The organism is Pseudomonas sp. BN606 (genome assembly GCF_029873115.1).
GTDB lineage: Bacteria > Pseudomonadota > Gammaproteobacteria > Pseudomonadales > Pseudomonadaceae > Metapseudomonas.
Genome location: NZ_SSOF01000039.1, coordinates 88,396 through 112,554, shown reverse-complemented (window position 1 = coordinate 112,554; position 24,159 = coordinate 88,396). Strand labels below are relative to the sequence as shown.

The 24,159-nt window shown below is 62.0% G+C and carries 21 protein-coding genes, 1 other RNA gene and 1 pseudogene; 9 read left to right on the top strand and 14 right to left on the bottom strand.

The window, feature by feature from the left end; translation table 11 throughout:
• Positions 1–23: 23 nt before the first annotated feature.
• Positions 24–629: a lecithin retinol acyltransferase family protein gene (locus E8E75_RS03775; RefSeq protein ID WP_153920543.1), complete on the top strand. Its 606-nt coding sequence runs from the start codon at positions 24–26 to the stop codon at positions 627–629.
• Between the two features lie 109 nt (positions 630–738).
• Here the strand turns inward: E8E75_RS03775 and E8E75_RS03770 are convergent, their stop codons facing one another.
• Together E8E75_RS03770 and E8E75_RS03765 are read right to left on the bottom strand one after the other, a co-directional pair.
• Positions 739–1,062, bottom strand: coding sequence for a DUF883 family protein (locus E8E75_RS03770; RefSeq protein WP_153920541.1), 324 nt, complete (start codon positions 1,060–1,062; stop codon positions 739–741).
• Between the two features lie 125 nt (positions 1,063–1,187).
• Positions 1,188–1,871 carry a Crp/Fnr family transcriptional regulator gene (locus E8E75_RS03765; protein ID WP_280358051.1) on the bottom strand — a complete coding sequence of 228 codons (684 nt, stop codon included), beginning with the start codon at positions 1,869–1,871 and terminating at the stop codon, positions 1,188–1,190.
• Between the two features lie 289 nt (positions 1,872–2,160).
• Between E8E75_RS03765 and E8E75_RS03760 the strand changes: the two genes are divergently transcribed.
• The gene (locus E8E75_RS03760; RefSeq protein WP_120655347.1) at positions 2,161–2,307 is read left to right on the top strand and encodes a lmo0937 family membrane protein; all 147 of its coding nucleotides are present in this window, start codon (positions 2,161–2,163) and stop codon (positions 2,305–2,307) included.
• A 51-nt stretch (positions 2,308–2,358) separates the two neighbouring features.
• On the opposite strand, the gene E8E75_RS03755 is transcribed toward E8E75_RS03760, so the two are convergent.
• The 3 genes from E8E75_RS03755 to E8E75_RS03745 all read right to left on the bottom strand — a co-directional run bounded on the left by E8E75_RS03755 (position 2,359) and on the right by E8E75_RS03745 (position 3,410).
• Positions 2,359–2,772 (bottom strand): PRC-barrel domain-containing protein, encoded by a 414-nt coding sequence (locus E8E75_RS03755; RefSeq protein ID WP_120654472.1) that lies wholly within the window; start codon positions 2,770–2,772, stop codon positions 2,359–2,361.
• A gap of 104 nt (positions 2,773–2,876) precedes the next feature.
• Positions 2,877–3,050, bottom strand: coding sequence for a CsbD family protein (locus E8E75_RS03750; protein ID WP_120654473.1), 174 nt, complete (start codon positions 3,048–3,050; stop codon positions 2,877–2,879).
• A 150-nt stretch (positions 3,051–3,200) separates the two neighbouring features.
• On the bottom strand, positions 3,201–3,410 hold the full coding sequence (locus tag E8E75_RS03745) for a hypothetical protein (protein ID WP_120654474.1): 210 nt from the start codon (positions 3,408–3,410) through the stop codon (positions 3,201–3,203).
• Positions 3,411–3,596: 186 nt separating this feature from the next.
• Here E8E75_RS03745 and E8E75_RS03740 point away from each other — a divergent pair, with 186 nt between their 5' ends.
• The 3 genes from E8E75_RS03740 to E8E75_RS03730 all read left to right on the top strand — a co-directional run bounded on the left by E8E75_RS03740 (position 3,597) and on the right by E8E75_RS03730 (position 5,246).
• Positions 3,597–3,869: a BON domain-containing protein gene (locus E8E75_RS03740; RefSeq protein ID WP_256673123.1), complete on the top strand. Its 273-nt coding sequence runs from the start codon at positions 3,597–3,599 to the stop codon at positions 3,867–3,869.
• A gap of 313 nt (positions 3,870–4,182) precedes the next feature.
• On the top strand, positions 4,183–4,920 hold the full coding sequence (locus tag E8E75_RS03735; protein WP_153920657.1) for a Crp/Fnr family transcriptional regulator: 738 nt from the start codon (positions 4,183–4,185) through the stop codon (positions 4,918–4,920).
• A gap of 179 nt (positions 4,921–5,099) precedes the next feature.
• The gene (locus tag E8E75_RS03730) at positions 5,100–5,246 is read left to right on the top strand and encodes a lmo0937 family membrane protein (RefSeq protein WP_120654479.1); all 147 of its coding nucleotides are present in this window, start codon (positions 5,100–5,102) and stop codon (positions 5,244–5,246) included.
• A 156-nt stretch (positions 5,247–5,402) separates the two neighbouring features.
• Here the strand turns inward: E8E75_RS03730 and E8E75_RS03725 are convergent, their stop codons facing one another.
• The 5 genes from E8E75_RS03725 to E8E75_RS03705 form a co-directional block, all read right to left on the bottom strand.
• The gene (locus tag E8E75_RS03725) at positions 5,403–14,114 is read right to left on the bottom strand and encodes a glucoamylase family protein (RefSeq protein ID WP_280358047.1); all 8,712 of its coding nucleotides are present in this window, start codon (positions 14,112–14,114) and stop codon (positions 5,403–5,405) included.
• Positions 14,115–14,142: 28 nt separating this feature from the next.
• Complete coding sequence (locus tag E8E75_RS03720) at positions 14,143–14,526, bottom strand: hypothetical protein (RefSeq protein ID WP_153920535.1); 384 nt, start codon at positions 14,524–14,526, stop codon at positions 14,143–14,145.
• Between the two features lie 121 nt (positions 14,527–14,647).
• On the bottom strand, positions 14,648–14,884 hold the full coding sequence (locus E8E75_RS03715) for a hypothetical protein (RefSeq protein ID WP_120654482.1): 237 nt from the start codon (positions 14,882–14,884) through the stop codon (positions 14,648–14,650).
• A gap of 42 nt (positions 14,885–14,926) precedes the next feature.
• On the bottom strand, positions 14,927–15,142 hold the full coding sequence (locus tag E8E75_RS03710) for a CsbD family protein (RefSeq protein ID WP_120654483.1): 216 nt from the start codon (positions 15,140–15,142) through the stop codon (positions 14,927–14,929).
• A gap of 9 nt (positions 15,143–15,151) precedes the next feature.
• Positions 15,152–15,463 carry a hypothetical protein gene (locus tag E8E75_RS03705; RefSeq protein WP_153920533.1) on the bottom strand — a complete coding sequence of 104 codons (312 nt, stop codon included), beginning with the start codon at positions 15,461–15,463 and terminating at the stop codon, positions 15,152–15,154.
• 183 nt (positions 15,464–15,646) lie between these two features.
• Here E8E75_RS03705 and E8E75_RS03700 point away from each other — a divergent pair, with 183 nt between their 5' ends.
• The 3 genes and pseudogenes from E8E75_RS03700 (at position 15,647) to E8E75_RS03690 (ending at position 16,879) form a co-directional block, all read left to right on the top strand.
• Entirely contained in the window at positions 15,647–15,823 is a 177-nt protein-coding gene (locus E8E75_RS03700) for a hypothetical protein (protein WP_153920530.1), read from the top strand.
• A gap of 389 nt (positions 15,824–16,212) precedes the next feature.
• A pseudogene (locus E8E75_RS03695) lies at positions 16,213–16,451 on the top strand (tyrosine-type recombinase/integrase); the annotation flags it as partial.
• A 56-nt stretch (positions 16,452–16,507) separates the two neighbouring features.
• Positions 16,508–16,879 (top strand): hypothetical protein, encoded by a 372-nt coding sequence (locus tag E8E75_RS03690; protein ID WP_120654485.1) that lies wholly within the window; start codon positions 16,508–16,510, stop codon positions 16,877–16,879.
• Positions 16,880–17,006: 127 nt separating this feature from the next.
• On the opposite strand, the gene ssrA is transcribed toward E8E75_RS03690, so the two are convergent.
• Positions 17,007–17,381: a transfer-messenger RNA gene (gene ssrA, locus E8E75_RS03685) on the bottom strand.
• Between the two features lie 141 nt (positions 17,382–17,522).
• Between ssrA and E8E75_RS03680 the strand changes: the two genes are divergently transcribed.
• Positions 17,523–20,441, top strand: a complete 2,919-nt coding sequence (locus E8E75_RS03680; protein ID WP_120654486.1) for an ATP-binding protein — start codon at positions 17,523–17,525, stop codon at positions 20,439–20,441.
• A 39-nt stretch (positions 20,442–20,480) separates the two neighbouring features.
• On the opposite strand, the gene E8E75_RS03675 is transcribed toward E8E75_RS03680, so the two are convergent.
• The 3 genes from E8E75_RS03675 to E8E75_RS03665 all read right to left on the bottom strand — a co-directional run bounded on the left by E8E75_RS03675 (position 20,481) and on the right by E8E75_RS03665 (position 24,158).
• Entirely contained in the window at positions 20,481–20,726 is a 246-nt protein-coding gene (locus E8E75_RS03675; protein WP_120654487.1) for a hypothetical protein, read from the bottom strand.
• A 128-nt stretch (positions 20,727–20,854) separates the two neighbouring features.
• Positions 20,855–21,133 carry a hypothetical protein gene (locus E8E75_RS03670; RefSeq protein WP_120654488.1) on the bottom strand — a complete coding sequence of 93 codons (279 nt, stop codon included), beginning with the start codon at positions 21,131–21,133 and terminating at the stop codon, positions 20,855–20,857.
• A 211-nt stretch (positions 21,134–21,344) separates the two neighbouring features.
• On the bottom strand, positions 21,345–24,158 hold the full coding sequence (locus E8E75_RS03665; RefSeq protein ID WP_153920529.1) for an FAD-binding and (Fe-S)-binding domain-containing protein: 2,814 nt from the start codon (positions 24,156–24,158) through the stop codon (positions 21,345–21,347).
• Position 24,159: the final 1 nt, after the last annotated feature.

The window sequence follows — 24,159 nt, the reverse complement described above, 5'->3', positions numbered from 1 at the left end:
CAAGGCTTTCGGAGGGTTTCATCATGAGGCACTTCACAGATGAATTAGCGGACAGTTTTAATGCGCTTCGCTCAGCACTGTTTGTCTGCTTGACCCTGCTAACTACCCGCATCACCCGTCAGCTGAATGCTCTGATGCCTGAGCGGAAGCCTTTCGCCAAATCGCGCGGAAGGGGGCAGTTGGCAAACTCTGCAGCGAGTTCGTTGTTCAGGCTGGAAGATATCAAGCAAGGCGCAAGCAGCTTGCCTGTCGGTTCGCATTTGATTAGCCCGCGCACGCTTTATGCGCATCACGGAATTTATCTTGGTGGCGGTAATGTCGTTCACTACTCCGGATTCGCTAGTTCGATAAAACCCGGCCCCGTTGAAGTGACCGATCTTGAGTGCTTCGCCAATGGACATGATGTCTGGATAGTTCAAGAGCAATGCCGATATTCCAGCGATGAAATCGCAAGTCGGGCGCGCTCAAGAGTGGGTGAGAGTCAGTACAGGTTGCTTTCGAATAACTGCGAGCATTTTTGCAACTGGTGCATTAGCGGAGAAAGCTACAGCTCTCAAATTAATGCCTGTCTCCAATTCCCGCGCCACGTTTTCTCTTTGATCTCGGAGTCTCAAACTTCCTTCATTTGAACCTGGGTAATGGTTTGTGCGGTAGAAAGCACTTGTGGTCTGGAGGAAGGGCGCGGCGCGAGCGACGCGCCTCCATATTCCTCAGTGCATTTGCAGATCGAGGCGTGTGTCAGCTACGACGGGCCAGCACGAACCCGAACAGGAAGGCTGCGGCGGCGCTGGCGCCTATCACTTTCCAGGGTTGCTCGTGGACATAGTCATTGGTGGCGGCAGCGCTCTTGCGGCTTTGCTGAGCGAGCTTGTCACCCAGTTGCTCCATCGACGCCCTCGCCGCTGATATCCGTTCGCTGAGCATGGCCTGGGCTTGTGTCAGCTCCTCCGCGCTAAGCGAGGTAGTGTCCTTCATCAGGTCTTCGACATCTGCCAGAAAGCTGTGAAACTCCTGGCTGGGGCTGTTGCTGTTCGATCTGAGACCGTTCGATTTGGTAGGCATGAGGTGACTCCATTGATGGGGTGATGAGGTGCTGGCGGGCCTCGAGTCTTTCGCTCGAAGGCGTCCGAAGTAGTTGACTGTTCACATTGACCCCATCTTCTCGGCCCGTCGGTTCGCTGTGCCGCTTAGCCGAGCAGCTTGCTGTAGGAGTCTGTCACTGCGCAGTAACATTCGCAGGCCGCTGCTTCGAGCCCTGCGCGATCGAGAATGGTGATTTCGCCGCGGGTATAGCGGATGAGGTGTTGTTCCTGCAGCGCCCCTGCGGCCACCGTGATGCCACTCCGACGCACGCCGAGCATGTCAGCGAGAAACTCATGGGTGAGGTGGAAATGGTCGGCCTGCGCCCGGTCGTGGGTCATCAGCAGCCAGCGCGCCAGCCGTGGCTGGATCTCATGGAAATGGATGCAGGCGGCCGATTGCGACAGTTGCGCCATCGATATGTAGAGGTAGCGATTCAAGCTGCGTTGCAGGTCGGGGCATTCGTGCAACTCGTGCAGAAGGTGGGCGGAGGAAATGCGCAGGGCGTTTCCGGCGCCTTGCACAACTGCGCGGATTGGCGCCTTGCGTACCCCCAGTACCAAGGTGACACCCAGCATGCCTTCGCTGCCGATCAGGCCCATTTCCAGCGGCCGATGGGAATCCAGATGGGTCACCAGCGAAATGAAGCCGGTAATCGGGAAGTAGGCATGCCTGTATATCCGACCTGTTTCGCAAAGAAGGCTGCCAAAGACCAACTCTACCGATTCGCAGTGATTGAGAATCCTGTTGCGCTCTTTGCTCGGGATGCCATTGAGAAGTTGGTTGGTCACTATGGTCGCCTCCCTTTGCCCTGTCGCACGCGCCGGTCCTTGGCGGTGCGATAGGGCAGCTAGGTCATGCTGCACTCTTGCGCCCAGTGGTCGCGGCGGTCTGTTCGTTAGGACACGCAAGCGGGATGGATTGCGGTCGAGGGCGCGAGGGCCATGGGGGAAGTGTTGCGCCCGGCTTGTTTGCGGTGAAGCTGCTGGCCTTGAGTGCGATACCGTACAGACCGTCCTTCCGGCGTGGATGCAACCTGCAACAAGGCAGGTATTTGCCATGACGCAGCGGAGAATGGACATGTTCGAATTCGTCGTAATCGGATTGTTGGCCCTGTGGGCGTTGGGACTGCTTACGTCCTTCTACATGGGGGGACTCATCCACATCCTGCTGTTTCTGTCGATCGCGCTGGTCATGTTCCGGTCCAGGCTGGGACGGCGAGAGTGAGCCCAAGACGTCCTGGCAATCACAGAACCCCCGCCGCGAGGGGCATACCGTTCACTCCCATCCCGTCCTTCCGTAGAAGCGGCTGATCTGCATTTGCCAGCGCTGGTCAGCCATGTCAGGCCAATGGCTCTTGTCGAATCCGGGGGCACCTTTCAACTGGTGCCGATCAACATCGAGCATGAAGCGCTTGTGCTCGGTATCCCGGGTCAACGCTCTCCAGGGCACCGCGAAGAGTTTTTCTCCCAGGCCGAGGAACGACTTGAAGGACAGCACCGCATAGATGATGCGGCCGCTGCGCATATCCAGCATGAGTTCCTTGATTACTCCGAGGTCATCTCCCGCGAGGTTGTAGACATCGTTACCGATGAGCGTGTCTGCGCCCATCAGGTTAGGTCCAGGCCCGGTTCGAGAGGCGTGGCCGGCTTCGTTGTCTTCGTTGCCGGCGTTCTTTCCCTGATGGTTCATGAGTACCTCCAATTGCAGAAAGTTTGGCTGGCCCTTTCCCTGTAGAGCCTGCGTACGGGGAACGAAAGCAGCGCCAGGGAAGGGGAGCCAATCATGAAACCGAGTCAAGGCCTCTTGATGTCCTCCTTGATGTCGCCGACCGTCTCCTGGATATCACCGGTGGCATTTTGTGCCTTGCCTTCGTTTTCGAGCCGTTGGTTGCCGATAAGCCTGCCTGTGGTTTCCTTGATCAGGCCCTTCAACTGATCGACCTTTCCTTTGAATTGATCTTTGTTCATGAGCTTGCTCCATGAGCAGCGAGAGCGGTGATGCCTTGTGCCCAGCCCGCGCACGATTGCGATGAGCCGAGTCATGACCTTGTCGGCAAGCCGGTGGGGTGTCTGTGCGTTAGCGCACCCATGCCGTTCAGTCAGTCGGATGGCTGTTGCTCAAACCAGCTTTTGCCAAACCTCAGCGTTGGCCAGCTGATCCTGGCTGGCATGCTTGTGCTCGCCATGTATCGGGCTGAGTTCATAGATTCCGTCCGCTTCGGAGGTTGCCGCATAGCGGACACCTGTGAGCTTGTGCAGGTAGCGCAGCAGCGGCTGGCACTGCGCATCCAAACGCTGAAACAAGGTCGAGTCGTACATTCCATTCATGGCCAGTGCCTGCTGCAGCCGGTGCTGCTCTGCCTGTGTTTCATTTTGTGCTGTCTGAACACACCGGTATGTACGCCACCGCACCAAGGCGCAACTTGCAGGGTTATGAGCGCTAGCGCACCGACGCAGGCACGGCCATTGACCACTTTCTCATCCGATATCTCGCCGCACAGCGTGGAGGTTGTGATGAGTTCGAAGCCAGCGCCGGTCGACAGTGCCAAGAGCACTGCGAAGGAAACAGGTGGGGATATTGCCGATAGCTGGATCACGACCAAGGTGAAGTCCACCTTGATGTATTCCAGCAACGTCAACGGGTCCGACATCTCCGTGAGCACGAACAGCGGCATCGTTACGCTGAGTGGCCTCGTCGACAACGATGCCGAGCGTGACCGGGCGATCGAGCTGGCGCAGAACGTCCGAGGCGTGAAGAGCGTTCGTTCAACGGAACTTCGCTACTGACGTCGGGGGCTCAGCCCTCTGAGTCGCCATGCTCGAACAGTCACGCGCCGTGATCAGTAAGCCTCGACTCGTGATGGGGCTGGTTGGGTGAGGTGAGTAGAACCCCCACTATTCACCTCCGGCCAGCAACTACTTGCCCAGGGGCTGCCGCCAGCCGTTTTCACCCTGGCAACAGCTGCCGGCGGCGTGCTCACAAGAAGAGAATGGTGCATCGAAAGCCTTATGTCCGATAGCGCACACAACGGCGGTCCCGTTGACCTATCGTTACAGGATCAAGGGCCTTTTTCAGGTGCTTGGCTCGATGGTGGCGCCCATGTCGGATACACCTTCACCTATGCAGAACCACTTGCTCGCGACGTTGCCGGTAGAGGTTCGGCAGCGCTTGATCCCACAGATGCAACTGGTGTCGCTGCCACTTGGCAAAGTGCTGTATGAGTCGGGGGATACGTTGCGTCATGTCTTTTTCCCCACCGACTCGATCGTGTCCCTGCTGTATGTGATGGAGAACGGCTCCTCGGCGGAGATCTCGGTCGTCGGCAACGAGGGGATGATAGGCCTGGCGGTGTTCATGGGGGGGGAAAGCACCCCGAGCCGGGCCATCGTGCAGAGCGCCGGTCACGCCTATCGGTTGCGGGGGAATGAGTTGAAAACCGAGGTCAATCGGCATGGGGAGTTACTGCTTCTGATGCTGCGCTATACCCAGGCCCTGATTACCCAAATGGCACAGACCGCAGTCTGCAATCGCCACCATTCAATCGACCAGCAACTGTGTCGATGGTTGCTGCTGTCGTTGGATCGCCTGCCGAGTAACCATCTGACGATGACCCAGGAACTCATCGCCAACATGCTCGGTGTGCGTCGCGAAGGGGTGACGGACGCTGCCGGCAAACTGCAGAAGCTTGGCGTGATCGCGTACAGCCGCGGGCACATCACGGTGCTTGACCGGGCCAAGCTCGAGGCGCTGAGCTGCGAGTGCTATGCCGTGGTCAAGAAAGAGACCGACCGACTGCTGCCCTGCAAAACTCCCACCCGACACGATACTTCCCTTTGACGGACTCAAGTCATGCCCTGCGCATTGCGCGCTGAATTGCGCAGGGGCGCGTTCGGGCTGCGGACAGTTCATGGGCCACAAGTATTTTTCCTTTGGTGCGTTGCCATACAGACGAGCCTTTCGCTCCGGATGCAACCTGTGAGCAGGCAGTTGCTTCGCGCTGCAAAAGGAGAACAGAAATGCTCCAGACACTTGTGGTCGTGTTGCTGGTCTTGTGGGTGTTGGGACTGATCACGTCCTACTCCATGGGTGGGTTTATCCATATTCTCCTGGTAGCGGCGATTGTGCTGTTCCTGCTCCAGTTCATTCAGGGACGTCGTTCGTAAGCGTGGAGTAGGAGGCCCAGCAAACCTCTTGCCACTCAGCGTATGCAGTTCGGCTGCCAGGGCCTCTTTCGGGGCCACCCCTCCTGGCAGCCCGGACTTCACCGGTGTCGCGTTACTCCTCTCTTTTCCCTGCTTTCCATGACCCAGCCGTAGGTATCAGGGGATGCCATCCTCGCGCCCCGGCAGCTTCGCCATCGTCTCTTCGCGCCCGCTTCGCGGCTGCGCGGGTCCGCAGGGTTGGCAGTGGATTTCGACCTGGTGGGTCCGGCCATCGTCCAGCAGCGGGACACGGCGATCCTGGAGCCATTCACCATCGAGGCTGACCTGCTGGCCGTCCGGCACGCCTTCGGTCTGAACCAGGTTGATGTGGTACAGCGCGGAACCGAAGCGGTAGCGCAATGTGTAGCCGCGCCAATCGGCCGGCAGCACGGGTTCGAAGCGCAGGCTTGAGCCCTCGCGTCGCAGGCCTAGCAACGACTCGAGGATGAGGCGGTACATCCAGCCGGCCGCACCGGTGTACCAGCTCCACCCGCCACGCCCCAGGTGTGGGGTGCTGGCGTAGACATCGGCGGCCAGCACATAGGGTTCGATCTTGTATGTCTCGATATGGCTTGCGATGCCATGGCCGACCGGGTTGATCATCTCCAGCAGTTCCCAGGCGCGCGCGCTGTCGCCCATCTCGGCGAAGGCCATGCACGCCCACACCGCGGCATGGGTGTACTGGCCACCGTTCTCGCGCACGCCGGGGACGTAGCCCTTGATGTATCCAGGGTCGGGCAGAGAGTGATCAAAGGGTGGTGCAAGCAGCAGGATCAGGCGGGAGTCACGTCGTACCAGATGTTCGAGGAGCGACTCCATCGCCCGGTACCGTCGCCCGGGAGGTGCCACGCCGGAAAGCACCGACCAACTCTGGGCAATGGCATCGATGCGGCATTCGTCATTGCTGGCCGAACCGAGCGACGAGCCGTCGTCGAAGTAGGCCCTTCGATACCAGGCCCCATCCCATCCGTGTTGCTCCAGGCTTGCATGCAGCTGCGCGGCCTGTTCGTGGCAACGTTGGGCGAAGTCGGTATCGCTGCGCTCCTGCGCGATGTTCGCGAACCGCTCAAGTACCAGGTGCTGGAAGAATCCTAGCCAGACGCTTTCGCCCCGCCCCAGTTCACCGACACGGTTCATGCCATCGTTCCAGTCGCCGTCACCCATCAACGGCAGGCCATGGGCGCCTCGCGGCATTCCGCGCTCCAGCGCTCGCACGCAATGCTGGTAGAGGCTTTCCTGTAGCGTCGAATGTTCCGGCAGGTCGTAGTAGGACGCCTCGCCGGCATTCAGTTCGTGACCCTGGAGATAACCCACCTGTTCATCGAGCACAGTCTGGTCGCCGGTCAGCTCTACATAGCGGCTTACGGCCAGGGGTAGCCACAGGTAGTCGTCCGAGCAGCGCGTTCTGACGCCGCGTCCCATCGGTGGGTGCCACCAGTGCTGGACATCGCCCTCCTCAAACTGACGGGCTGCGCAGAGCAGCAGGTGCTGGCGGCCACTGGCCGGGGCGGTATGCAGCATGGCCATGCTGTCCTGCAACTGGTCTCGGAAGCCATAGGCACCGCCGGACTGGTAATAGCCGCTGCGGGCGAGGAAGCGAGAGGCGATGGCCTGGTACAGCAGCCAGCCATTGAGCATCAGGTCTACGGCAGGGTCGGCAGTTTCAACCTGTACTTGCCCCAGGGTTACGCGCCAGTGCTCGCGCACTTGCTGCAAGGCCACATGGGCCGCTCCCGAACTGAGGGCTCTGCGCAGCAGGGCGGTAGCGGTCTCGATGTCCTGCTCGGCGCCCAGGCAGAACACCAGCTCGTATGAGTCTCCGGGGGCCAGTTCGATGCCCGCCTGGAGGGCTGCGCAGGGGTCGAGGCCGCCACCAAAGTGCCCGAGGAGTTGACCTTGCGCCATCGCCGCGGGTGCCTGGAGGTTGCCGTTGCGGCCGATGAACTCGCTGCGGTCGGCGGTACGGCTCCGGCTCGGCGGGTCCATCGCGAAGAAGGCCACCCGTCCCGGGAACTCCATCGAATAGGGATTGCGCGCGATCAGCGCGCCGGTGCTGCTGTCGACTTCGGTGACCAGGTGCATGGCGGTCTTGTCCCGCAGATCCCCGAGTACCCATTCGACATAACCGGTGACGGAGAGTTTGCGTGGCTGACCGGACAGGTTGCGGAGTTTCAGCAGGGAGTACTTGACCGGCGCGTCGAGCGCCACGTAGACCCAGAGTTCGCTCTCAATGCCTTTTTCACGGTGCTCGAAGCAGCTGTAGCCAAACCCGTGGCGTATTGCGTAGGTGCCGCTGCCGCGCCTGGGCAGGGGCGTGGGTGACCAGTAGTGCCCGGTCTCATCGTCCCGCAGGTACAGGGCCTCGCCGCTGAGGTCACGCACGGCATCGTTATGCCAGGGTGTCAGGCGGAATTCGTGGGCGTTCAGGTGCCAGGTATAGGCACTGCCACTCTCCGAGATGACGGTACCGAACGTGGCGTTCGCCAGCACGTTGACCCAGGGGGCCGGGGTGGCGACACCGGGTTCCAGCTTCAGCATGTACTCGTTGCCGTCGCGACTGAAACCGCCATAGGCGTTAGCCATGCACAACGCCGGGTCGGCTGCGCTGCTCATCGATTCCTGGGGCTGCACGGGCGGCAGGATGAGGTCCGGCTCGAAGCGTGGCCAGTAGGTCCTGGGCTGTCGACGCACGACCTGGTCCTGCAGAGTGCCGGCGGTGTCGCTGAGAATGACGCGTGCGACGGCCTTGATCAGGGTGCGATCTTCCTGCGAGAGCTGGTGTGCCGGACGCACGAAGATTCCGCCCGGACGGTCGATCAGGTTGGCTTCGGCGCCGGAGGTGATCAGCCCAATGATCTGGTCCTGGAGTTGCTGCCGGTAGCCGGCACTGTCTTCGTTCCAGATCACCAGGTCGACGGCAAGGCCCTTCAGCCGCCAATACGCATGGGCCTGGACCAGCTGGCGCACCATCTCGATGTTGGCCGCATCGGTGATCTGTACCAGCACGATTGGCAGGTCGCCCGAAATCGCCTGGCCCCAGAGGCCGGACTGGTTGCGCTGATTTCCCGTCAGGGCGCCATTCTTCGGCCTCAGCGCGCTATTGGCGTAAAGGATGGAGGCCGCCATCTGCTCGTACAGCCAAGCGTCGGCATGGGAGGCATTGAGCTGGCGCAGCAGCACCTGGCAGTGGGTCCAGGCGAGGTCGAACACGCGGTCGGCGAGGTGGCGGTCGCGGTATTTGTCGATCAGTTGCAGGCATCCGTCGCGGCTGTCGCTGATGCCGCTGACCAGGTCGATGGTGGCGGCCTGGCCAGCGTCGAGGGTGATGCTGCAGCGGATCGCGACGATGGGGTCGAGGACGGAACCGGAGGTGTTGCCGAGGGTCTCCCGGCCGGCGTCCATGGCGGCTGGATTGACCAGATCGCGACCACGACCGATGAAGCGGGCGCGGTCGGTCTCGTAGGAAATAGCGTCTATGTCCGCACCGTGGACCGCCAGCAGGTGGCAGAACCAGGGCACCTGCTCCTTGTCCGATCGTGGCCGGCGTGTGCAGAGGATCGCCTGCAAGGGCGTGCACAGCTCGGTCTGGACGAACAGGTTGCTGAATGCGCGGTGTAGCGCATCGCTCATGGGGGGCGCGAGCACCACTTCGGCGTAGCTGGTGAGCTCGATGCTGCGCCGGGTTCGGGCGCGGTTGGTCAAGGTGATCCTGCGCAACTCGATGTCATCTTCCGGCGAGACGACGATCTCGCTGTGGGCGTCGAAGTCACGGTGGCGAACCCGGAACTCCGCGCGGGCATCGGAGAAGATCGCTTCGTGCTGGTCCGGCTTCTTCAGCGTTGGCTGGTGTGTACTGGACCAGAAGTCGCCGCTGGCTAAGTCGCGCAGGTAGCAGAACATGCCCCAGTCGTCGCAGGTGGCATCTTCGTGCCAGCGCGTCACTGCCAATTCGCGGCAGCGGCTGTAACCGCCGCCGGCGCTGCTGATCATCACGTGGTAGCGGCCGTTGGAAAGCAATTGCACGGCCGGGTGGCGGCGTCCCGGATCGGCATAGATTCGCAGCCTGTTCTCGACCGGCCGGGTGGCGGTGCTGCTGGTTTGGAAATCGGCGGTGTACAGGAATTCCTGTGCGCTCCTGGGGACACGCTCTTGCAGTAACAGTGCGCTGGCCTGGAACTGCGGGTTGGACTCGAAGCGCTTCTGCATGGGGCGATCCCGTAGCAGGCTGACCAGCGCCAGCAGGCTCATGCCCTGATGGTGGGCCATGTACGAACGCACGACTGCGGAGTTTTGTCCGCGTGGCAGGCGCGCCGGGGTGAAGTCAATGGCTTCGTACAGGCCGTAGCGGCCCGCCAGACCCTGTGCTGCCAGAGCCTGCAGGTTGCGGCAGGCCAGTTCGGGGGCGACCAGCAGGGCGAGCGTCGTGGCGTAGGGCGCCACTACCCGGTCGTCACCGAGGCCACGCTTCAGCCCCAAGCCTGGTACGCCGAAAGCCCGGTACTGGTAATTGAAGTGTGCATCCAGCGTGTTGTAGCCCGATTCCGATACGCCCCAGGGGATTCCCAGTTGCTGGCCGTACTCGACCTGCCTGGCGACGGCGGCGCAGCACGTCTGGTCGAGCAGGGTGCCTTCGTATCTCGGCATCACCAGCAACGGCATCAGGTATTCGAACATCGAGCCCGACCAGGACAGCAGCACCGGTACGCCTCGAGTGCTGGTGAGCAGGCGGCCGAGGCTGAACCAACTGGCCTGGGGCAACTGGCCGTGGGCAATCGCCACGAAGGTGCTCAGCCGCGCTTCAGACGCAAGCAGGTCGTAGTAGCTGGAGTCGAGACGGCGTTCGTCGACGTTGTAGCCAATGCAGAACAGGTTGCGCTGGATGTCATAGAGGAACCCGAAATCCATCATGGCCAGGTTTGCCGCTGCTTCGGCCAGGCGCTCGGCATTTTCGATCCGTGCGGCGGCGTGTCGACGCACCGCCAGGATGGGCTCGCGCATCGCTTCCGGCCATTGCCCGGCATCGAGCAGGGCGAGCTGGCGCCAAGAAGGCATGGGTGGGAAATCCACCGAAGCGGCTGAGTCGTCGACGTTCGGCAACAGGCACAGGCGCAGCTGGTCGTGCTGGTCCACGCATTGCGCATGCAGGGCTGCTACCCAGAACGCGGTATCGCTGTCAGGGGCGGCATCGCTGGCTGTTGCCAACTCATCCGCGCGGTCGCGCAGGACCTGCAGGAACTCGAATGCGGCCGCCAGCGATTCCGGTGGCTCGTCCAGCATGGCCTCCAGCGTGCCGCGAAACCTGCGCAAGGAGGCCCTGGTGTTACGGTCGTCGGTGCAGGCGGTCTCCAGTACATCGAGGGTGTCTTCCAGGCCACGCAGCTGTTCAGTGCGAAACGGGCTGTCGTCGGCCAGCGCCAGAAGTCCGGGGGCCAGGGTCAGCAACATGCCCGCCAGGTTGCCGCTGTCCACGGTCGACACATATTGCGGTGCCAGGGGCTGGAGGGTCTGGGTGTCATACCAGTTGTAGAAGTGCCGGCGATGGCGCTCGAGTTTCGCCATGCTGGCCAGTGTCAGCTCGCAGCGCTGCAGCAGGCGCTCGGCACTCAGGTAACCGAAGTCATAGGCGGCGAGGTTCGCCAGGATGGCCACGCCAATGTTGGTTGGCGATGTGCGATGGGCGATGGTAGTGGAGGGGTGTTCCTGGAGGTTGTCGGGTGGAAGCCAGTTGTCCGCAGGGCCGACAAGCTGGTCGAAGAAGGCCCAGGTCTGGCGTGCGAGGTTGCGCAGGAAGCGCAGTTCGCCTGGTGCCGGTACAAAGCGCCTGGGGAGCGCAGGCCTGCTCAGCCACCAGGCGATAGCCGGGCTCGCCAGCCAGAGCAGGAGCAGCGGCGCGGCGGCCGCCAAGGCCAAAGGCGTCATCGCCAGAAGCACTGCAAGCAGCAGGGTCAGTGCGGGGCCGGTCCACATCATCCGGTACAGGCCGCCCAGTTGATTGGTACTGGTTCTCTCCACTTCCCGTGAGGGGCTCCACTGCAACAGCTGCTTCTTGCTGAAGTACATGCGCCACAGCGTGCGGAGGATGGCGTCGAGGCTGTAGTGCGCCTCATGGGGCAAGCAGGCGAGGGTCAGCAGGGCCCGGGCAAAGTGCTGGGAAGCGCCGCGCAGCGTGGCGGAAAGATGCTGCCTCAGCGACATGTCGTGGGGCTTTCTCAGGAGATCGAGCAGCGAGGCGAGCAGCGGCGTGAGCATGCTGACGGCCAGTACTGCCAGGGTCCAGGCAACGGGCTGGGCCATCAGCAGCCAGCCCGCCAGGAACATGCAGAGAAATGCAGTAGGTTCCAGGCTACGGCGCATATTGTCGGCAATTTTCCAGCGCGCCAGGGCGCTCAGTCGGTTGCGCTCGTAGCCTCCCCGTGCGTCCGGCGACCATGGCAGGGTCCAGGGCAGGAGTTGCCAGTCGCCGCGAATCCAGCGGTGGTGGCGCTTCACATCGCTGCTGTAGCGAGAAGGGAATTCTTCGTAGAGCTGTACGTCACTGAGCAAGCCGGAGCGGGCGAAGCAGCCCTCGATCAGGTCATGACTGAGGATGCGGTTATCTGGAAAGTGGCCGCAAAGCGCGTGCTCGAAGGCATCCACGGCATAGATGCCCTTGCCGATGAACGAGCCCTGCTGGAACAGGTCCTGGTAGACGTCCGACACGGCACGGGTATACGGATCTACCCCGGCATCGCTGCCGAGCAGCCGGGCATAGGCGGAGCGGGCGGTGCTCGGCAGGCTGATGCCTACCCGTGGTTGCAGGATGGCGTAGCCACCTGTGATGCATTTTCCCTCTGTATCGAAGCGCGCCCGGTTGAGCGGGTGAGCCAGGGTGCCGATGAACTGCCGTGCCGCATCGCGTGGTAGCTGGGTATCGGTATCGAGGGTGATGACGTAGTTGACCTGCTGCAGGATGTCGATCTCGCCGACGATCAAGGCGAAGCGCTCCAGGCCGTTGCCGCGCAGTACGGCGTTGAGCTCGGAAATCTTGCCACGCTTGCGCTCGAAGCCCATCCAGCTGGCCTCGGCGGGGTTCCAGCGACGCGCTCGATGGAAGAGGAAGAAGCGGTCCTCGGCTGCATCGGGGTACTTGCGGTTCAGTGCTTCGATGCGCTCCTGCGCCAGGGCCTGAAGCTCAGCGTCCTGTTCGCGGACCTCGGTGCTGGCGTCCAGGAAGTCGCTCAACAGGCCGAAATGCAGATGGGGGTCGCGGTTGGCGAGGAACCGTACCTCGAGGCCTTCGCAGAGTTCGTCGATGTCCGCAGCGCAGCCGATCAGGGTCGGCACCACCACCAGGGTTCGCGCCTCGGCAGGGATGCCCTTGCGATAGTCCAGGCGCGGCAGTTGGTGCGGAGCCACGGTGAGGGTGACCAGCCAGTTCACCAGGCTGATCGCCAGTCGGCTCGCCATCAGGGCAGCTGCCAGTGCCAGCAGGGTAATGGCGAAGGTGGGGAGCCCGCTGGCTTGCGCCCAGAGTATGAAGGGCCAGGTCAGGCCCAGTGACAGCAGCGTCACCGGAGCCAGATAGAAGAGCAGCGGTGCGCTTTGTAGCAGGCGCTCCCAGCGTTCCCGCAGTGTCGGCTTCACGGACAGGCGTCGCTCGAGTTCAATCCGCCCCTTGTCGATCAGGTAATAGCCGACGTGGCCAGTGATCCCTCCGGCTGCTGCACCACCGGCCAGCTCGATGGCCCGGCGAGCCACTGTCGTCTCCGGGCTCGCGCAGTGTTTCGCCAGGTGCTCCACTGCATGTCGATAGAGGTCCCGGGTGGCGAATTCCATGGTTTCGTATATGCCGGCTGGGTCCTGTCGCAGGGCCTGTTCGACGTGGCTCATGTCTTCGACGAAGTCGCGCCAGTCGGTTGCCGACAACAGACGCAGGCTGGCGATGCTGTTGCTGATGGCCACCTGGTCGGCGGCCTGCTGCTGGGCATCGGATGACACGAGGCGCTCGATGCTCAGTCCGGTTTCGGCCAGGTGCTGTTCGATCCAGCTCAAGGGCAAGGCCAGTGCTGCGCTCTGGCCCTGCAGGCGTCGGGCGAGTTCTGCGACGAAGGAACTGGTCATGGGTGGGTCGGTGCGCGCCATGTCGGCCACCGTCAGCACGACGCTTTTCGGATCCTGCTCGGCAATCTCGGCCAGCCGGTCAGCCCAGTCATCGGCCAGGTTGCGGTCCCCCCAGTTGGCCATGACGCGCGCGGCCACACGGCGCAGGTTTTCGATCAGTGCCAGGCGCAGCATGATGGGAATGGCCCAGAGTTCGCCAAGTTTGAGCGGCGTCACGTTCTGGTAGGCATTGACGAAGTGACCAAGGCTGCCACAGTCCACCCTGCCATCTCCGTGGGAAATGGTTTGCAGGGCGATGTCATAGACCCTCGGCAAGCCCTTGGAATCGCCGGAGGCCAGGTGAGGAAGCTCGTGGCAGTAGCCCTTGGGCAAGTGCTTGCGGGCGGTGCGGATCTGCTCTTCGATCAGGTAATGATTGTCCAGCAGCCATTCGCCGGCGGGGGTGATACGCCGGCTGGACAGTGAGGCCGCGGTGAGGATCCGACAGCTGCTGGCCAGGGTTACTTCGTTATCGGCAAGTCGCTGCAACAACCCATCCGGGGTCCGATTCGGGCTCAGTCGGTGCATCCCGGCCAGGGCCGGGCCGTGCTGCTCCATTTGCTCGGCGCTGAACAGGTCCGAGCGCAGGTCGGGTTCGTACTCGAAGTTTCGAAACGCCGTTCGCCAGCGCAGGAGCCTCGTGTTGAAACGTGGGATTCGGAGCGATGCCAGGGTACGAAAGATGTCCATCCCGGGGCCTGAGGTAATGGTTGCCGCTTCAGGGATCAGCCCGCTGGATATCGGCACGATCCAGCAGGAAGCCGCACAGGAGGCCAATGCCAAAGGCAGTTGCGTGCCAGGGGCCAGCCACCAGTGCCAGGGGCATCAGCAGAAGCACACCGAGCAGGGCGAAAATCACCAGCAGCGGCAGAATGGTCGAGCGCACATGCGCCGGTCGCGGCCAGGTTGCGTAATGCCGCAGCAATGCAACGACGGGGCGCGCCGCTGCCAGGCCGATCATGGCCAGGGCCGTAGCTTCCTGCCATGCCTCCAGTGGCCCAGCGAGCAGCAGAAAGATCACCAGTACGAGTGCCGCGCTGCTGTTCATCAGCAGGTCCAGCCGATTCGCCATGGAGTTGCGTTTGAGTTGGAACAGATTCATCAGGCGTTTCCCCGCCATGAGGGGCTGTGCAGCGTTGTCTAGTCGAGTCTCTAGGCGTCGGCAGTGGGCGTCTGTCTGCTACCGCACATAGGCGGGACAGAGGAGAGGGGGGGCTTGCGAGTCAGTCGATCCGGCACGAATTCTGGGGTTTCGCAGTGTCGGCCTTGGCCGGCCGGGTGACGCTTTGCAGGCTGATCAGGTCCTCGCTATCGGCATACAGGCTGTCGTAGCGCATCTGGTTGGAGGTCGAGATGGGGACGTTGAAAACAGTGGGCGTATCATCTGGCGGGCTCTCTCGCCGAGTGATCCGGATGATGTTGCCGGAGCTTCTTGCAACGACGAAGTATGCTGTGATCATGGGCTGTTCCCTTGTTGGCGCAGGCCCCTGCTGCACGCGCAGCTACAGGGTGCGGCTTCTCTCGAAGAAGCTGAGCACTTGTTTTTCAGCCTCTTCATGGGTCATCTCGTAGCGTTCCTCGATCAGGTTCGCCAGCTTTTGTGCATCCCCTTCGGAGTTGATCAGCTCGGCCACGGTCAGCTCGTCCCAGAGGATCCTGGCGGTACCCACCAGCTCTCGCCATTTGCTCTTGATGATGTCTGCAAGGAGCCTGCTCATGGTCTGTCCTCAGTCTGCGGATGGTGTTAAGCGTTTCGGAGCCTCGTCAGGGCCCGGATTGGTAAGTTCGTCATCGCCGCGCGGGGTGATGGAATGATGGAAGGCCGGCGGCATTTGCTCCTCTTGTCGCTGAGGCTTGTTACCCGAGGCCGCCTCCCTGGTTTGACGCGCCAGTAACAACGCGCAGCGTTTCTTGATGATGGCGTCGACCCTTTCCAGGAAGTGATGGAGGGCGTGTGCTCGCTGCAAGTGCGGCGGGATGTCCGGCTTCTGTGCAGGGGCGACGGTGTCGGCGTCGTGGCTGTCGGCTTTATCTGTCATGTCTGTTCCTTGAAGGGCATGCGAAATGCTGTGCTTCAAGCAGCGTGGCAGTACCGTCGCGCGCAGTCGGTGCGTTGGAGCACTTAGCTGTCTGTGGGATGACGCACCGAGACGCCCGGTCCGAACTGCAATGCTCGATGGGCAAGGCACTGCCCACCGCAGCGCCAGCACCCCGAGGTCGCCATGCATACCCACATCGATCCCAATCCGCCGCGCAAACCTCGCAAGCCGAACTCGAAGCACTCACCGCGGATCAAGACCCCCGGTGAGCTGCTGCATAAACGTGCCGAGGAGGCGAATGAAGCGGCACGCGTACCGCAGGATGACGAATTGGCTCCGCACCAGGGGCCGACGCCTTGAGGTGGCTTTGCTGCAAAGCATCAGTGCTATAACGCACCGACAGCTCTCAAACGACCTGACACGCTGACAGCACCAGCCCAAAGCGTATTGGGCGTTATCGAGAGCACCATGAACATCCAAAGCTGTTGCGACAAACCCGTCCTCCCGCCGGTCATCCGCAAGCCCCACGACCCGCGCGAGCCCAGCGAGAAATCGCGACACTTGCCGTTGTTTTCCCGCTCGGAGCTCTACTCGTTCCCCGACCCGGAGGAAGACGCCGAGGCAGTCCCGGACAGCGAGCCCGCAGGTCCCGGGACATCCCGGCCAAAGGGGCACTGCGAATAACGATTACGCCGGAATCCGGCAGCACATCAATACACCGCTGTCGCGGTTTCGGTGCGGGGGCAACGATTCAGCTACCCAAAGGCCAAGCGGCCCACGCATTGCGGCATACCTTTGCAAGCCACTTTGTCCAGAATGGCGGCAACATTGTGACCCTCCAGGAGTCCTGGGGCACTCCACGCTGGCGATGACCCTGCGTTATGCCCACCTTTCGCCGGATCATCTTCAGGACGCGATCCGTTTGGGCCGCTCGGTACTCCTTCTATTCAGCTCCTCGATGTCGTGTGGCCTTTCGGAGCTGCACTAATAGTCTTGTGCCATCATTCAAGGGCTTGTTCGTTGATAGCAAGGAAGGAGTGGGGCATGACAGCTTATAAGCCGGAGAAGGTCAGCGATGAAGTTGTTAAGGAGGCCCTAGAGGGGATCTCAAAGGCATCGGAGAGCGCTGCAAAGGTTGATGCGGAAGAATTGAAGGCAAGTGCCGCCACCTCAGAAGCACTGATGGAAGCTTTGAAGGAGGCAATCAAGAATGCTGATTCCCCTGAGGAGCGGATGCGGTACGCGAAGATGGCGGAAAATGGGGACAAGCGGCAGAAGAAGGAAGCCCGTGATTGTGGGGAGCGCTCCACAACTACTCAGCGAGGGAATATGAGAATCGGTGCGATGATCGCGACAGGCCTTGGTGCCGCTGCGCTAACGGCAGGCGCGGTTTTTTTGCACGGGAAACTGAAGTAGGGAGCTTTGCAAACCCTTGCTTCGACCCGAAGGGTCATTGATGTTCGACACTTCTTCGAGACATCCAGGCAGAAACGAAAAAGCCCCTGAAATTCGCTAGGAAAATCAGGGGCTTAGTCGTTGTTTTTGGTGGAGCCGGGGGGATTTGAACCCCCGTCCGCCAGCTCTCCGCTTTCGGGACTACATGCTTAGCCAAGTCTACTGAGTTAGCTCTTTGCGGCCCGACTGGCAGGGTGCTCAGAGCGAGCTGTATGAGTTTTAGCCGTTACGTCTACAGCGAACTTGGCGGCGATCCTGTTCTATCTGACAGTCATTTCGGGTTTACAGGCATCCCCTCATGACTGCTGGCAGCCGAAGCCGCCAGAAGGGTTAGGCCGCGAGGGCCGCCCCGTAGTTGTCGTCGTTGGCAACTAATAGTTTGCAGCAGCTAATTTACGAGGTCTGCTACCAGCTCGGCATGCCCCTAGAGTTTTGTTACCGGCGTCGAATCCTAATCGGCCCCAAGAACTGCAGGGTGTACAACAGTGCGGATTCTACGGCAAAAAGGGGGGCAGCGTCGACCGCGCTTTTAACCTAATGTCATGGGTGCTTGCGATATGATTGCAGGCTATTGTCAGGAAGACCTTTGAGCCGAGACGTCGCCATGCCGCGTTCTGCCCGAACTCCCCTCCGCCAGTGGATCTGGCGTGCCTTCGTACAGAGTGCCCTGATCCCGCTGATTCTGGTCGAATCGGTGTTGATCACGGCTTATCTGTTGACCAACAGTGCGATTCGCGATGCCCAGGTGGACTACCTGCAGCAGAGCGCGCTGGAGGACTTGAGTGGCGCGGTGCTGCGCGAGGGAAAAGTGATCGATATGCGACTGCAGGGCATCGAGGTGCCCACGCGCCTGTTCCGTGATGCGGTTGGCCGGGCGATTCAGGATCGCAGCTTCAGGCCGGATGACCTGGAGCGCCAGCGGCATGTGCTGAGTTCGGATGGCGTCTATTACACCCGCACCGACGATGGCCGCGCCGCGTCCTTCTATGCCAGCAGCACGCCGGTGGAGAAGCAGGATCACGACAAGGCCCTGCGCCTGTCCCAAGTCGACCCGCTCATGCGTTCCATCCGCGAGTCCAACCCGCTGGTGGCAGCGGTCTACTTCAACAGCTGGGACAGCTACAACCGCATTTTTCCGTTCTTCATGACGCCCGAGCAGTATCCCCATGACATGGTGATACCCAACTACAACTTCTATTACCTCGCCGACGCCAAGCACAATCCGCAGCGCAAGACGGTCTGGACGGACGTGTACCTCGACCCGGCCGGACTTGGCTGGATGATGTCGGCGATCACCCCGGTCTACCGTGGCGATTTCCTTGAAGGGGTGGTGGGACTGGATATCACCGTCGGGCAGATGCTTGGCGAGATAGGTAGCTTGAAGGTGCCGTGGCAGGGCTACGCAATGCTGGTGAGCCGCGACCACAGCATCATGGCGCTGCCGGAGGCGGGCGAGCGTGATTTTGGCCTGCGCGAACTGACCCGCTTCTCCTACGACGAGGCCGTGCGCCGCGAAGTGCTCAAGCCCGAGGACTTCAACCTGGCTCGCCACCGCGAGATGCAGCCGCTGCTGGAGGCCATGGCCGCCGGCAAGGGCAATGTCCAGGAAGTCGAGTTGGGTGGGCGCAAGCAACTGGTGGCCTGGGCCGAGATTCCGCAAACCGGCTGGCGGCTGATGATGGTGGTGGACGAGGCCAACATCTTCAAGGAAACCAACCGGCTCGCTGAGCGTTACCAGCAGATCGGTTACCTGCTGATCGCCGGACTCGGTTTCTTCTACGCGCTGTTCTTCGCCTGGATGTGGTCGCGGTCACGGCGGCTCAGCGGTGAGCTGGCCACGCCCATGGCCGGCATCATGGGCATGATGAAACGCATCGGCCAGGGCGACTTCCGCCCACCTGCACCCAGTAGCCGCATTGCCGAACTGCAGGCGTTGGCGGAGGCGGTGCAGCTTAGCGGCGCGCAATTGCAGGCGAGCGAGGAGGAGCGGCTGGAAGCCCGGCGCAACCTCGATCTGGTGCTGGAGAGCACCACTGAAAGCCTCTGGGAAGTAGATGCCATCACCCTGTCGATCAAGATGAGTGGGCGATTCGTCAAACGCTTTGGCCTTCGCAGCGACAACATCACGTTCGCCGAATTCAACGAGCGTGTGCACCCGGACGATGTGGAGCGGGTGCGTCGCCTACGGATGCTGTTCTCGGTCAGCGACCAGGACAACTTCGACGCCGAGTACCGCTTTGCCGATGTGGAGGGGCGCTATTCCTGGTTGCTCAGCCGCGGCAAGGTACTTGAGCGCGACTCCGACGGCCGAGCCCTGCGAGTCGCTGGTACACACGTGGATATCACCCGGCTCAAACAGGTGGAAGAAGAGTTGCGTGTCGCCAGTCGCGAGGCCCAGGCCGCGAGTCAGGCCAAGAGCCGCTTCCTGTCCAGCATGAGCCACGAACTGCGTACGCCGCTCAATGCCATAAACGGCTTCGCCCAGCTCATCGCGCTGGAGGCGGAAGGGCAGGAAGATCGCAAGGTGGAAGGGGATTACGCGCAGGAGATCGTCAACGCCAGCCGTCACCTCACGTCACTGGTGGATGACATTCTCGACCTGTCGAGCATCGAGAACAGGCGCCAGAAGCTGCAGCTCAAGCCGGTAGAGATCGGCCCGTTGCTGGCCAGCTGCTCCGAACTGATCCAGCCCGAGCTGCAGGCGCGCAACCTGCAGTTGCAGCTGATGCCGCCGCCTGCACCGCCGTTGCACGTGATGGCGGATGCCCGGCGCCTGCGCCAGGTGATGCTGAACCTGCTGTCCAACGCGGTGAAGTACAACAGCCCACAAGGGATGGTGAGCATGGGCTACGAGATACGCCCGGCCGCGGTGCGTCTCTGGGTGGCTGACAGTGGCCCGGGCCTGAGCCAGGAGCAGCAGACGATGCTGTTCCAGCCTTTCCAGCGGCTGGGCCGGGAAAACTCGACCATTCCGGGAACCGGTATCGGTCTGGTGCTGTGCCGCGAACTGGCGGAGCTGATGGGTGGCGAAATGGGCTTCAGCAGCGCGCCGGATATCGGTAGCCGTTTCTGGATCGACCTGCCCAGTGTTGCGGCATCGGACGACTTCGAGCCGCCAGCGCCGGTCAAGCCTGACTTGGAGGAGCCGCAGGTACTGCCGAAGGTGCTCTGTGTGGAAGACCATCCGGCCTGCCTCAAGGTGTTGCAGGAAGGCCTGCGCGACATGGCTGAGGTGCGCGGCGCCGGCTCGGTGGGCAAGGCGCTGGGACTGTTGGCGGATATCACGCCGTCGCTGTTGTTGCTCGACCTGGACTTGCCGGACGGTGATGGCCTCGATGTGCTCGACTTCGTGCGGTCGAGCCCGCGTTTGGCAATGACGCCAGTGCTGGTGGTGAGTGCGGCTGTGGATGAAAAGCTACTGGCCGAAGCGCGCCGTCGCGGTGCCGACGCCTGCCTGAGTAAGCCTGTGGACTTGAAGCAGGTGCGCCGCATGGCGCTTTCGCTGCTGGGCCAGGAGGCCTGAAGCCCAGGATCCAGCTCGCGCTGGATCCTGGGCGATTTCCTATTCGCTGGACTGCAGCAGGTTCAGCGCTTCAGCCAGCACTTTCTCAGACTCGGCATGATCGCCGGAGTTATGCAGCTCTTCGCCCTCGGCGCGGAGCTTTTTCACTTGATCGAGTACGGCGGGGTCAGCGGGTGGATCGGTCTTCAGGATTGCATCGATCTTTGCCATATCTGCTGGGCAGTGTGAGGCAAGAACTGGAGCACTGAGCAGTACGGCGGCAAGGAAAACGGCAAGACGGCGCATGTCGAACCTCCTTTCGGGTTAACCGCTGAGCAGTATAGGTAAGCCCCTGACTTGTGCCGCATGGTTGGGATAACGGCGAGCAGGGCCGCGCGCAGCCCCACTCAAGTCACGGAAGGGTTAACCCGGTATCAGCTGGATTCACCCGAGCCGCCATCCGTAGCCGGTTGCTGGAGACGTTGCAGGGCCATGCTGCTGTGGTTGATACAGGCCTTGGTGTCACCACTCTGTTGGGCCTGTTCGGCCTTCATGCGCAGGTCCTCGACCTCCTGGCGCAGTGGGTCGCCGAGGTTGGTGTTGGTAGCCATGGCATCGTTGAGTTTCTGCAGGTTGACTGCGCACAGATCGTCGGCGGCGAATATGGGCGAAGCAAGCAGGGCGGCGGTGATGAAGAGGGCGGTGCGTTTCATGGGGAGTCACCTCTCGATTTTTCGGCACTCGGGGCCTTCGTGTCCGAGACGGATAAGCCCGTGGCCATTTGCAGGGCTCATGGGGGTGGACTGCCCTGTTTGCGAGGGGGTTCAGGTTTTTTGCCCAAGTGGCAAGACGTGGAATGTTTCGCTGTGGGGCGAATTCATTCGCGAATGAATTCGCCCCCACGCAGCGAGGCGCTGCCCTGACTCACGCCACTACACGGGGACGGGTAACGCGGTCCACCAGGTAGACCAGCCCGTGATAGTCGATGCCGCCATGCTGGGATAGGCCGATCTCGCAGGTACGACTGGTGGAGATGCCTTCGTCGCAGATCTGCACGGCGTCTTTCAGGGAACGCAGGGAATGGGCATTCAGTTCCGGGGTGGTGAATCCCTTGTCACCGGCGAAGCCGCAGCAATGGATACCTTCCGGTATCACGACTTCCCGCGTGCAGCGTTTGACGATATCGATCAGACCCTGTGCCTCGCCCAGGTGCTGGGTGCTGCAGGTGACATGGATGGCCACTGGTTTGTCCTGGGGGGTGAAGTCCAGCCGTTCCAGCAGATAGTTGCGGATGAAGCGCACTGGGTCGAACAGCTGCAGGCGTGAATCCAGTCCGTCCTGCACCAGGCGCAAGGTGCAGGGGCTGGTGTCGCAGTAGATCGGGTCCAGGCCGCCGCGGCTGGCGCTGAGCAGGGCATCCACCAGTTCGCGGCGCTTGTTTTCGGCCTGATCGGCGTAACCCTTGGAAGCAAACGGCTGGCCGCAGCAGAGGCTGTCGAGGTTCTCCGGGAACACCACTTGGTAGCCGGCCTTCTCCAGCAGCATTCGAGTCTTGTCGATCAAGGGCACCTGCTCGCGGTCGCCTGCCGATGGGCCCATGGCGCGGGAGACGCATGCTGCGAGGTAAACCACCCTTGGCTGATTGCCGGTGGTGGGCGGGGTAATGTGGATGGGGGCTACGGCCTGGGGCAGGGCGGGTGTCCATTGTGGCAGGCGGTTGCCGGAAAGCTGGCGCAGGGCACCGGAAGCTTTCTCCAGCAAGGGCGCGCCGAGCACGCGGCGGGCGCCGTTGGCGACACGCAGGGTCAGGCGCGCGCCGCTGAGGGCGGTAGCGAAGTGGCCGGCCAGCCAGTTGGCGCTGCCAGCATGGAGGGCGCTCTTCGCACGTAGCTTGCGCACCAGATCACCGGTGTTGATGCCCACCGGGCAGCGCTGGGCGCAGAGGCCGGTGGCGGCGCAAGTGTCGATGCCCTGGTATTGGTAGGCCTGTTCAAGTTCGGTGGTGTCGATGCCCGCGCGCTGTTTGGCCTGAATGTCACGCCAGATCACGATGCGTTGGCGCGGACTCAGGGTCAGTCCCTTGGATGGGCATACCGGTTCGCAGAAACCGCATTCAATGCACTTGTCGACGATTTCGTCGGCGGCCGGAAGCGGCTTGAGGTTCTTCAGGTGAATGTCGTTGTCTTCACTGAGTATCACGTCAGGGTTGAGCACGCCGCGTGGGTCCAGCAGGCGCTTGATCTTCCACATGAGCTGATACGCATCGCTGCCCCATTCCAGTTCGACGAAGGGCGCCATATTGCGTCCGGTACCGTGTTCGGCCTTGAGAGAGCCTCCGAACTCCACTGCCACCAGTTGCGCCACGTCCTGCATGAAGGCTTCGTAGCGGGCCACCTGTTCGGGGCTGTCGAAACCCTGGGTGAAGACGAAGTGCAGGTTGCCCTCGAGGGCGTGGCCGAAAATGATCGCTTCGTCGTAGCCGTGCTTGTCGAACAACGCCAGCAGGCGATTGACGCCTTCGGCCAGTTGCTCGATGGGGAAGGTGACGTCTTCGATGATCACTGTGGTGCCGGTCTGGCGTACAGCTCCGACGGCGGGGAAGGTGTCCTTGCGGATTTTCCACAGCAGGTTGTAGACGGTTGGGTCTTCGCTGAAGTCGACCTTCTGTTCCAGCGGGAAATGAGCAATGGACGCCATGATCTGCGCCAATTGCTCGTGCAGCAGGCTCTGGCTGGCCGCGCGGGATTCGATCAGCAGGGCGCAGGCGTTGGCCGACAGTCCTTTCACCCAGTCGGGCATGCCGGGCTTGCTCTGGACCGAGCGCAGGCTGCGCCGGTCCAGCAGTTCCACTGCCGAAACCGGCTGGCTTTTCAGCAGGGTCACCGCCTTGCAGCAGCTTTCCACGTCGGGGAAGACGATCAGCGCGCTGGCCTTATGCGGGTGGTCGGGCACGGTGTCGTAGGTAACTGCACTGATGAAGCCGAGGGTACCTTCGGAGCCGACCAGCAGGTGGCTGAGGATATCCAGGGGCTGGTCGAAGTCCACCAGGGCGTTGAGCGACAGGCCGGTGGTGTTCTTCAGGCGGTACTTGTGGCGAATCTTCGCAGCCAGTTTGGTGTTGGCGCGGGTCTGTCGGCCCAGCTCGGCCAGCTCGGCCAGCAGTGGGCCATGGCTGTGGCGGAAGGCAGCGATGCTGGCAGGGTCTTCGGTATCCAGCAGGGTACCGTCGGCCAGCACCAGGCGCAGCCCGGCGAGGGTGTGGTAGCTGTTCTGCGCGGTGCCGCAGCACATGCCGCTGGCATTGTTGGCGACGATGCCGCCGATCTTGCAGGCGTTGATGGAGGCTGGGTCCGGGCCGATCTTGCGGCCGAAGGGGGCCAGCCAGGCGTTGGCCTGGGCGCCGATGACGCCGGGTTGCAGGCGAATCTGTGCGCCGCCTTGGCGAATGTCGCGGCCGTTCCAGTTGTCACCCAGGACCAGCAATACCGAATCGGTGATGGCCTGGCCGGAAAGGCTGGTGCCGGCCGCGCGGAAGGTCACCGGGACCAGTTCGGCGTGGGCGGCTTTCAGCAGGGCAATGACTTCGGCTTCACTCTCCACGCGGATCACCAGCTTGGGAATCAGCCGGTAGAAGCTCGCGTCGGTGCCGAAGGCCAGGGTGGAAAGCGGATCGTCGAAACGACGCTCGCGGGGGATCAGGTGTTCAACGGTGTTGAGGAAAGGAATCGGCAGGCTCATG

What these genes read in the sequence shown, in the direction of transcription:
- E8E75_RS03775 (WP_153920543.1), top strand. Translation starts at nt 24, where the DNA reads ATGAGGCACTTCACAGATGAATTAGCGGACAGTTTTAATGCGCTTCGC.
- E8E75_RS03770 (WP_153920541.1), bottom strand. Translation starts at nt 1,062, where the DNA reads ATGCCTACCAAATCGAACGGTCTCAGATCGAACAGCAACAGCCCCAGC.
- E8E75_RS03760 (WP_120655347.1), top strand. Translation starts at nt 2,161, where the DNA reads ATGTTCGAATTCGTCGTAATCGGATTGTTGGCCCTGTGGGCGTTGGGA.
- E8E75_RS03755 (WP_120654472.1), bottom strand. Translation starts at nt 2,772, where the DNA reads ATGAACCATCAGGGAAAGAACGCCGGCAACGAAGACAACGAAGCCGGC.
- E8E75_RS03750 (WP_120654473.1), bottom strand. Translation starts at nt 3,050, where the DNA reads ATGAACAAAGATCAATTCAAAGGAAAGGTCGATCAGTTGAAGGGCCTG.
- E8E75_RS03745 (WP_120654474.1), bottom strand. Translation starts at nt 3,410, where the DNA reads ATGAATGGAATGTACGACTCGACCTTGTTTCAGCGTTTGGATGCGCAG.
- E8E75_RS03740 (WP_256673123.1), top strand. Translation starts at nt 3,597, where the DNA reads ATGAGTTCGAAGCCAGCGCCGGTCGACAGTGCCAAGAGCACTGCGAAG.
- E8E75_RS03735 (WP_153920657.1), top strand. Translation starts at nt 4,183, where the DNA reads ATGTCGGATACACCTTCACCTATGCAGAACCACTTGCTCGCGACGTTG.
- E8E75_RS03730 (WP_120654479.1), top strand. Translation starts at nt 5,100, where the DNA reads ATGCTCCAGACACTTGTGGTCGTGTTGCTGGTCTTGTGGGTGTTGGGA.
- E8E75_RS03725 (WP_280358047.1), bottom strand. Translation starts at nt 14,114, where the DNA reads ATGGACATCTTTCGTACCCTGGCATCGCTCCGAATCCCACGTTTCAAC.
- E8E75_RS03720 (WP_153920535.1), bottom strand. Translation starts at nt 14,526, where the DNA reads ATGAATCTGTTCCAACTCAAACGCAACTCCATGGCGAATCGGCTGGAC.
- E8E75_RS03715 (WP_120654482.1), bottom strand. Translation starts at nt 14,884, where the DNA reads ATGATCACAGCATACTTCGTCGTTGCAAGAAGCTCCGGCAACATCATC.
- E8E75_RS03710 (WP_120654483.1), bottom strand. Translation starts at nt 15,142, where the DNA reads ATGAGCAGGCTCCTTGCAGACATCATCAAGAGCAAATGGCGAGAGCTG.
- E8E75_RS03705 (WP_153920533.1), bottom strand. Translation starts at nt 15,463, where the DNA reads ATGACAGATAAAGCCGACAGCCACGACGCCGACACCGTCGCCCCTGCA.
- E8E75_RS03700 (WP_153920530.1), top strand. Translation starts at nt 15,647, where the DNA reads ATGCATACCCACATCGATCCCAATCCGCCGCGCAAACCTCGCAAGCCG.
- E8E75_RS03690 (WP_120654485.1), top strand. Translation starts at nt 16,508, where the DNA reads ATGACAGCTTATAAGCCGGAGAAGGTCAGCGATGAAGTTGTTAAGGAG.
- E8E75_RS03680 (WP_120654486.1), top strand. Translation starts at nt 17,523, where the DNA reads ATGCCGCGTTCTGCCCGAACTCCCCTCCGCCAGTGGATCTGGCGTGCC.
- E8E75_RS03675 (WP_120654487.1), bottom strand. Translation starts at nt 20,726, where the DNA reads ATGCGCCGTCTTGCCGTTTTCCTTGCCGCCGTACTGCTCAGTGCTCCA.
- E8E75_RS03670 (WP_120654488.1), bottom strand. Translation starts at nt 21,133, where the DNA reads ATGAAACGCACCGCCCTCTTCATCACCGCCGCCCTGCTTGCTTCGCCC.
- E8E75_RS03665 (WP_153920529.1), bottom strand. Translation starts at nt 24,158, where the DNA reads ATGAGCCTGCCGATTCCTTTCCTCAACACCGTTGAACACCTGATCCCC.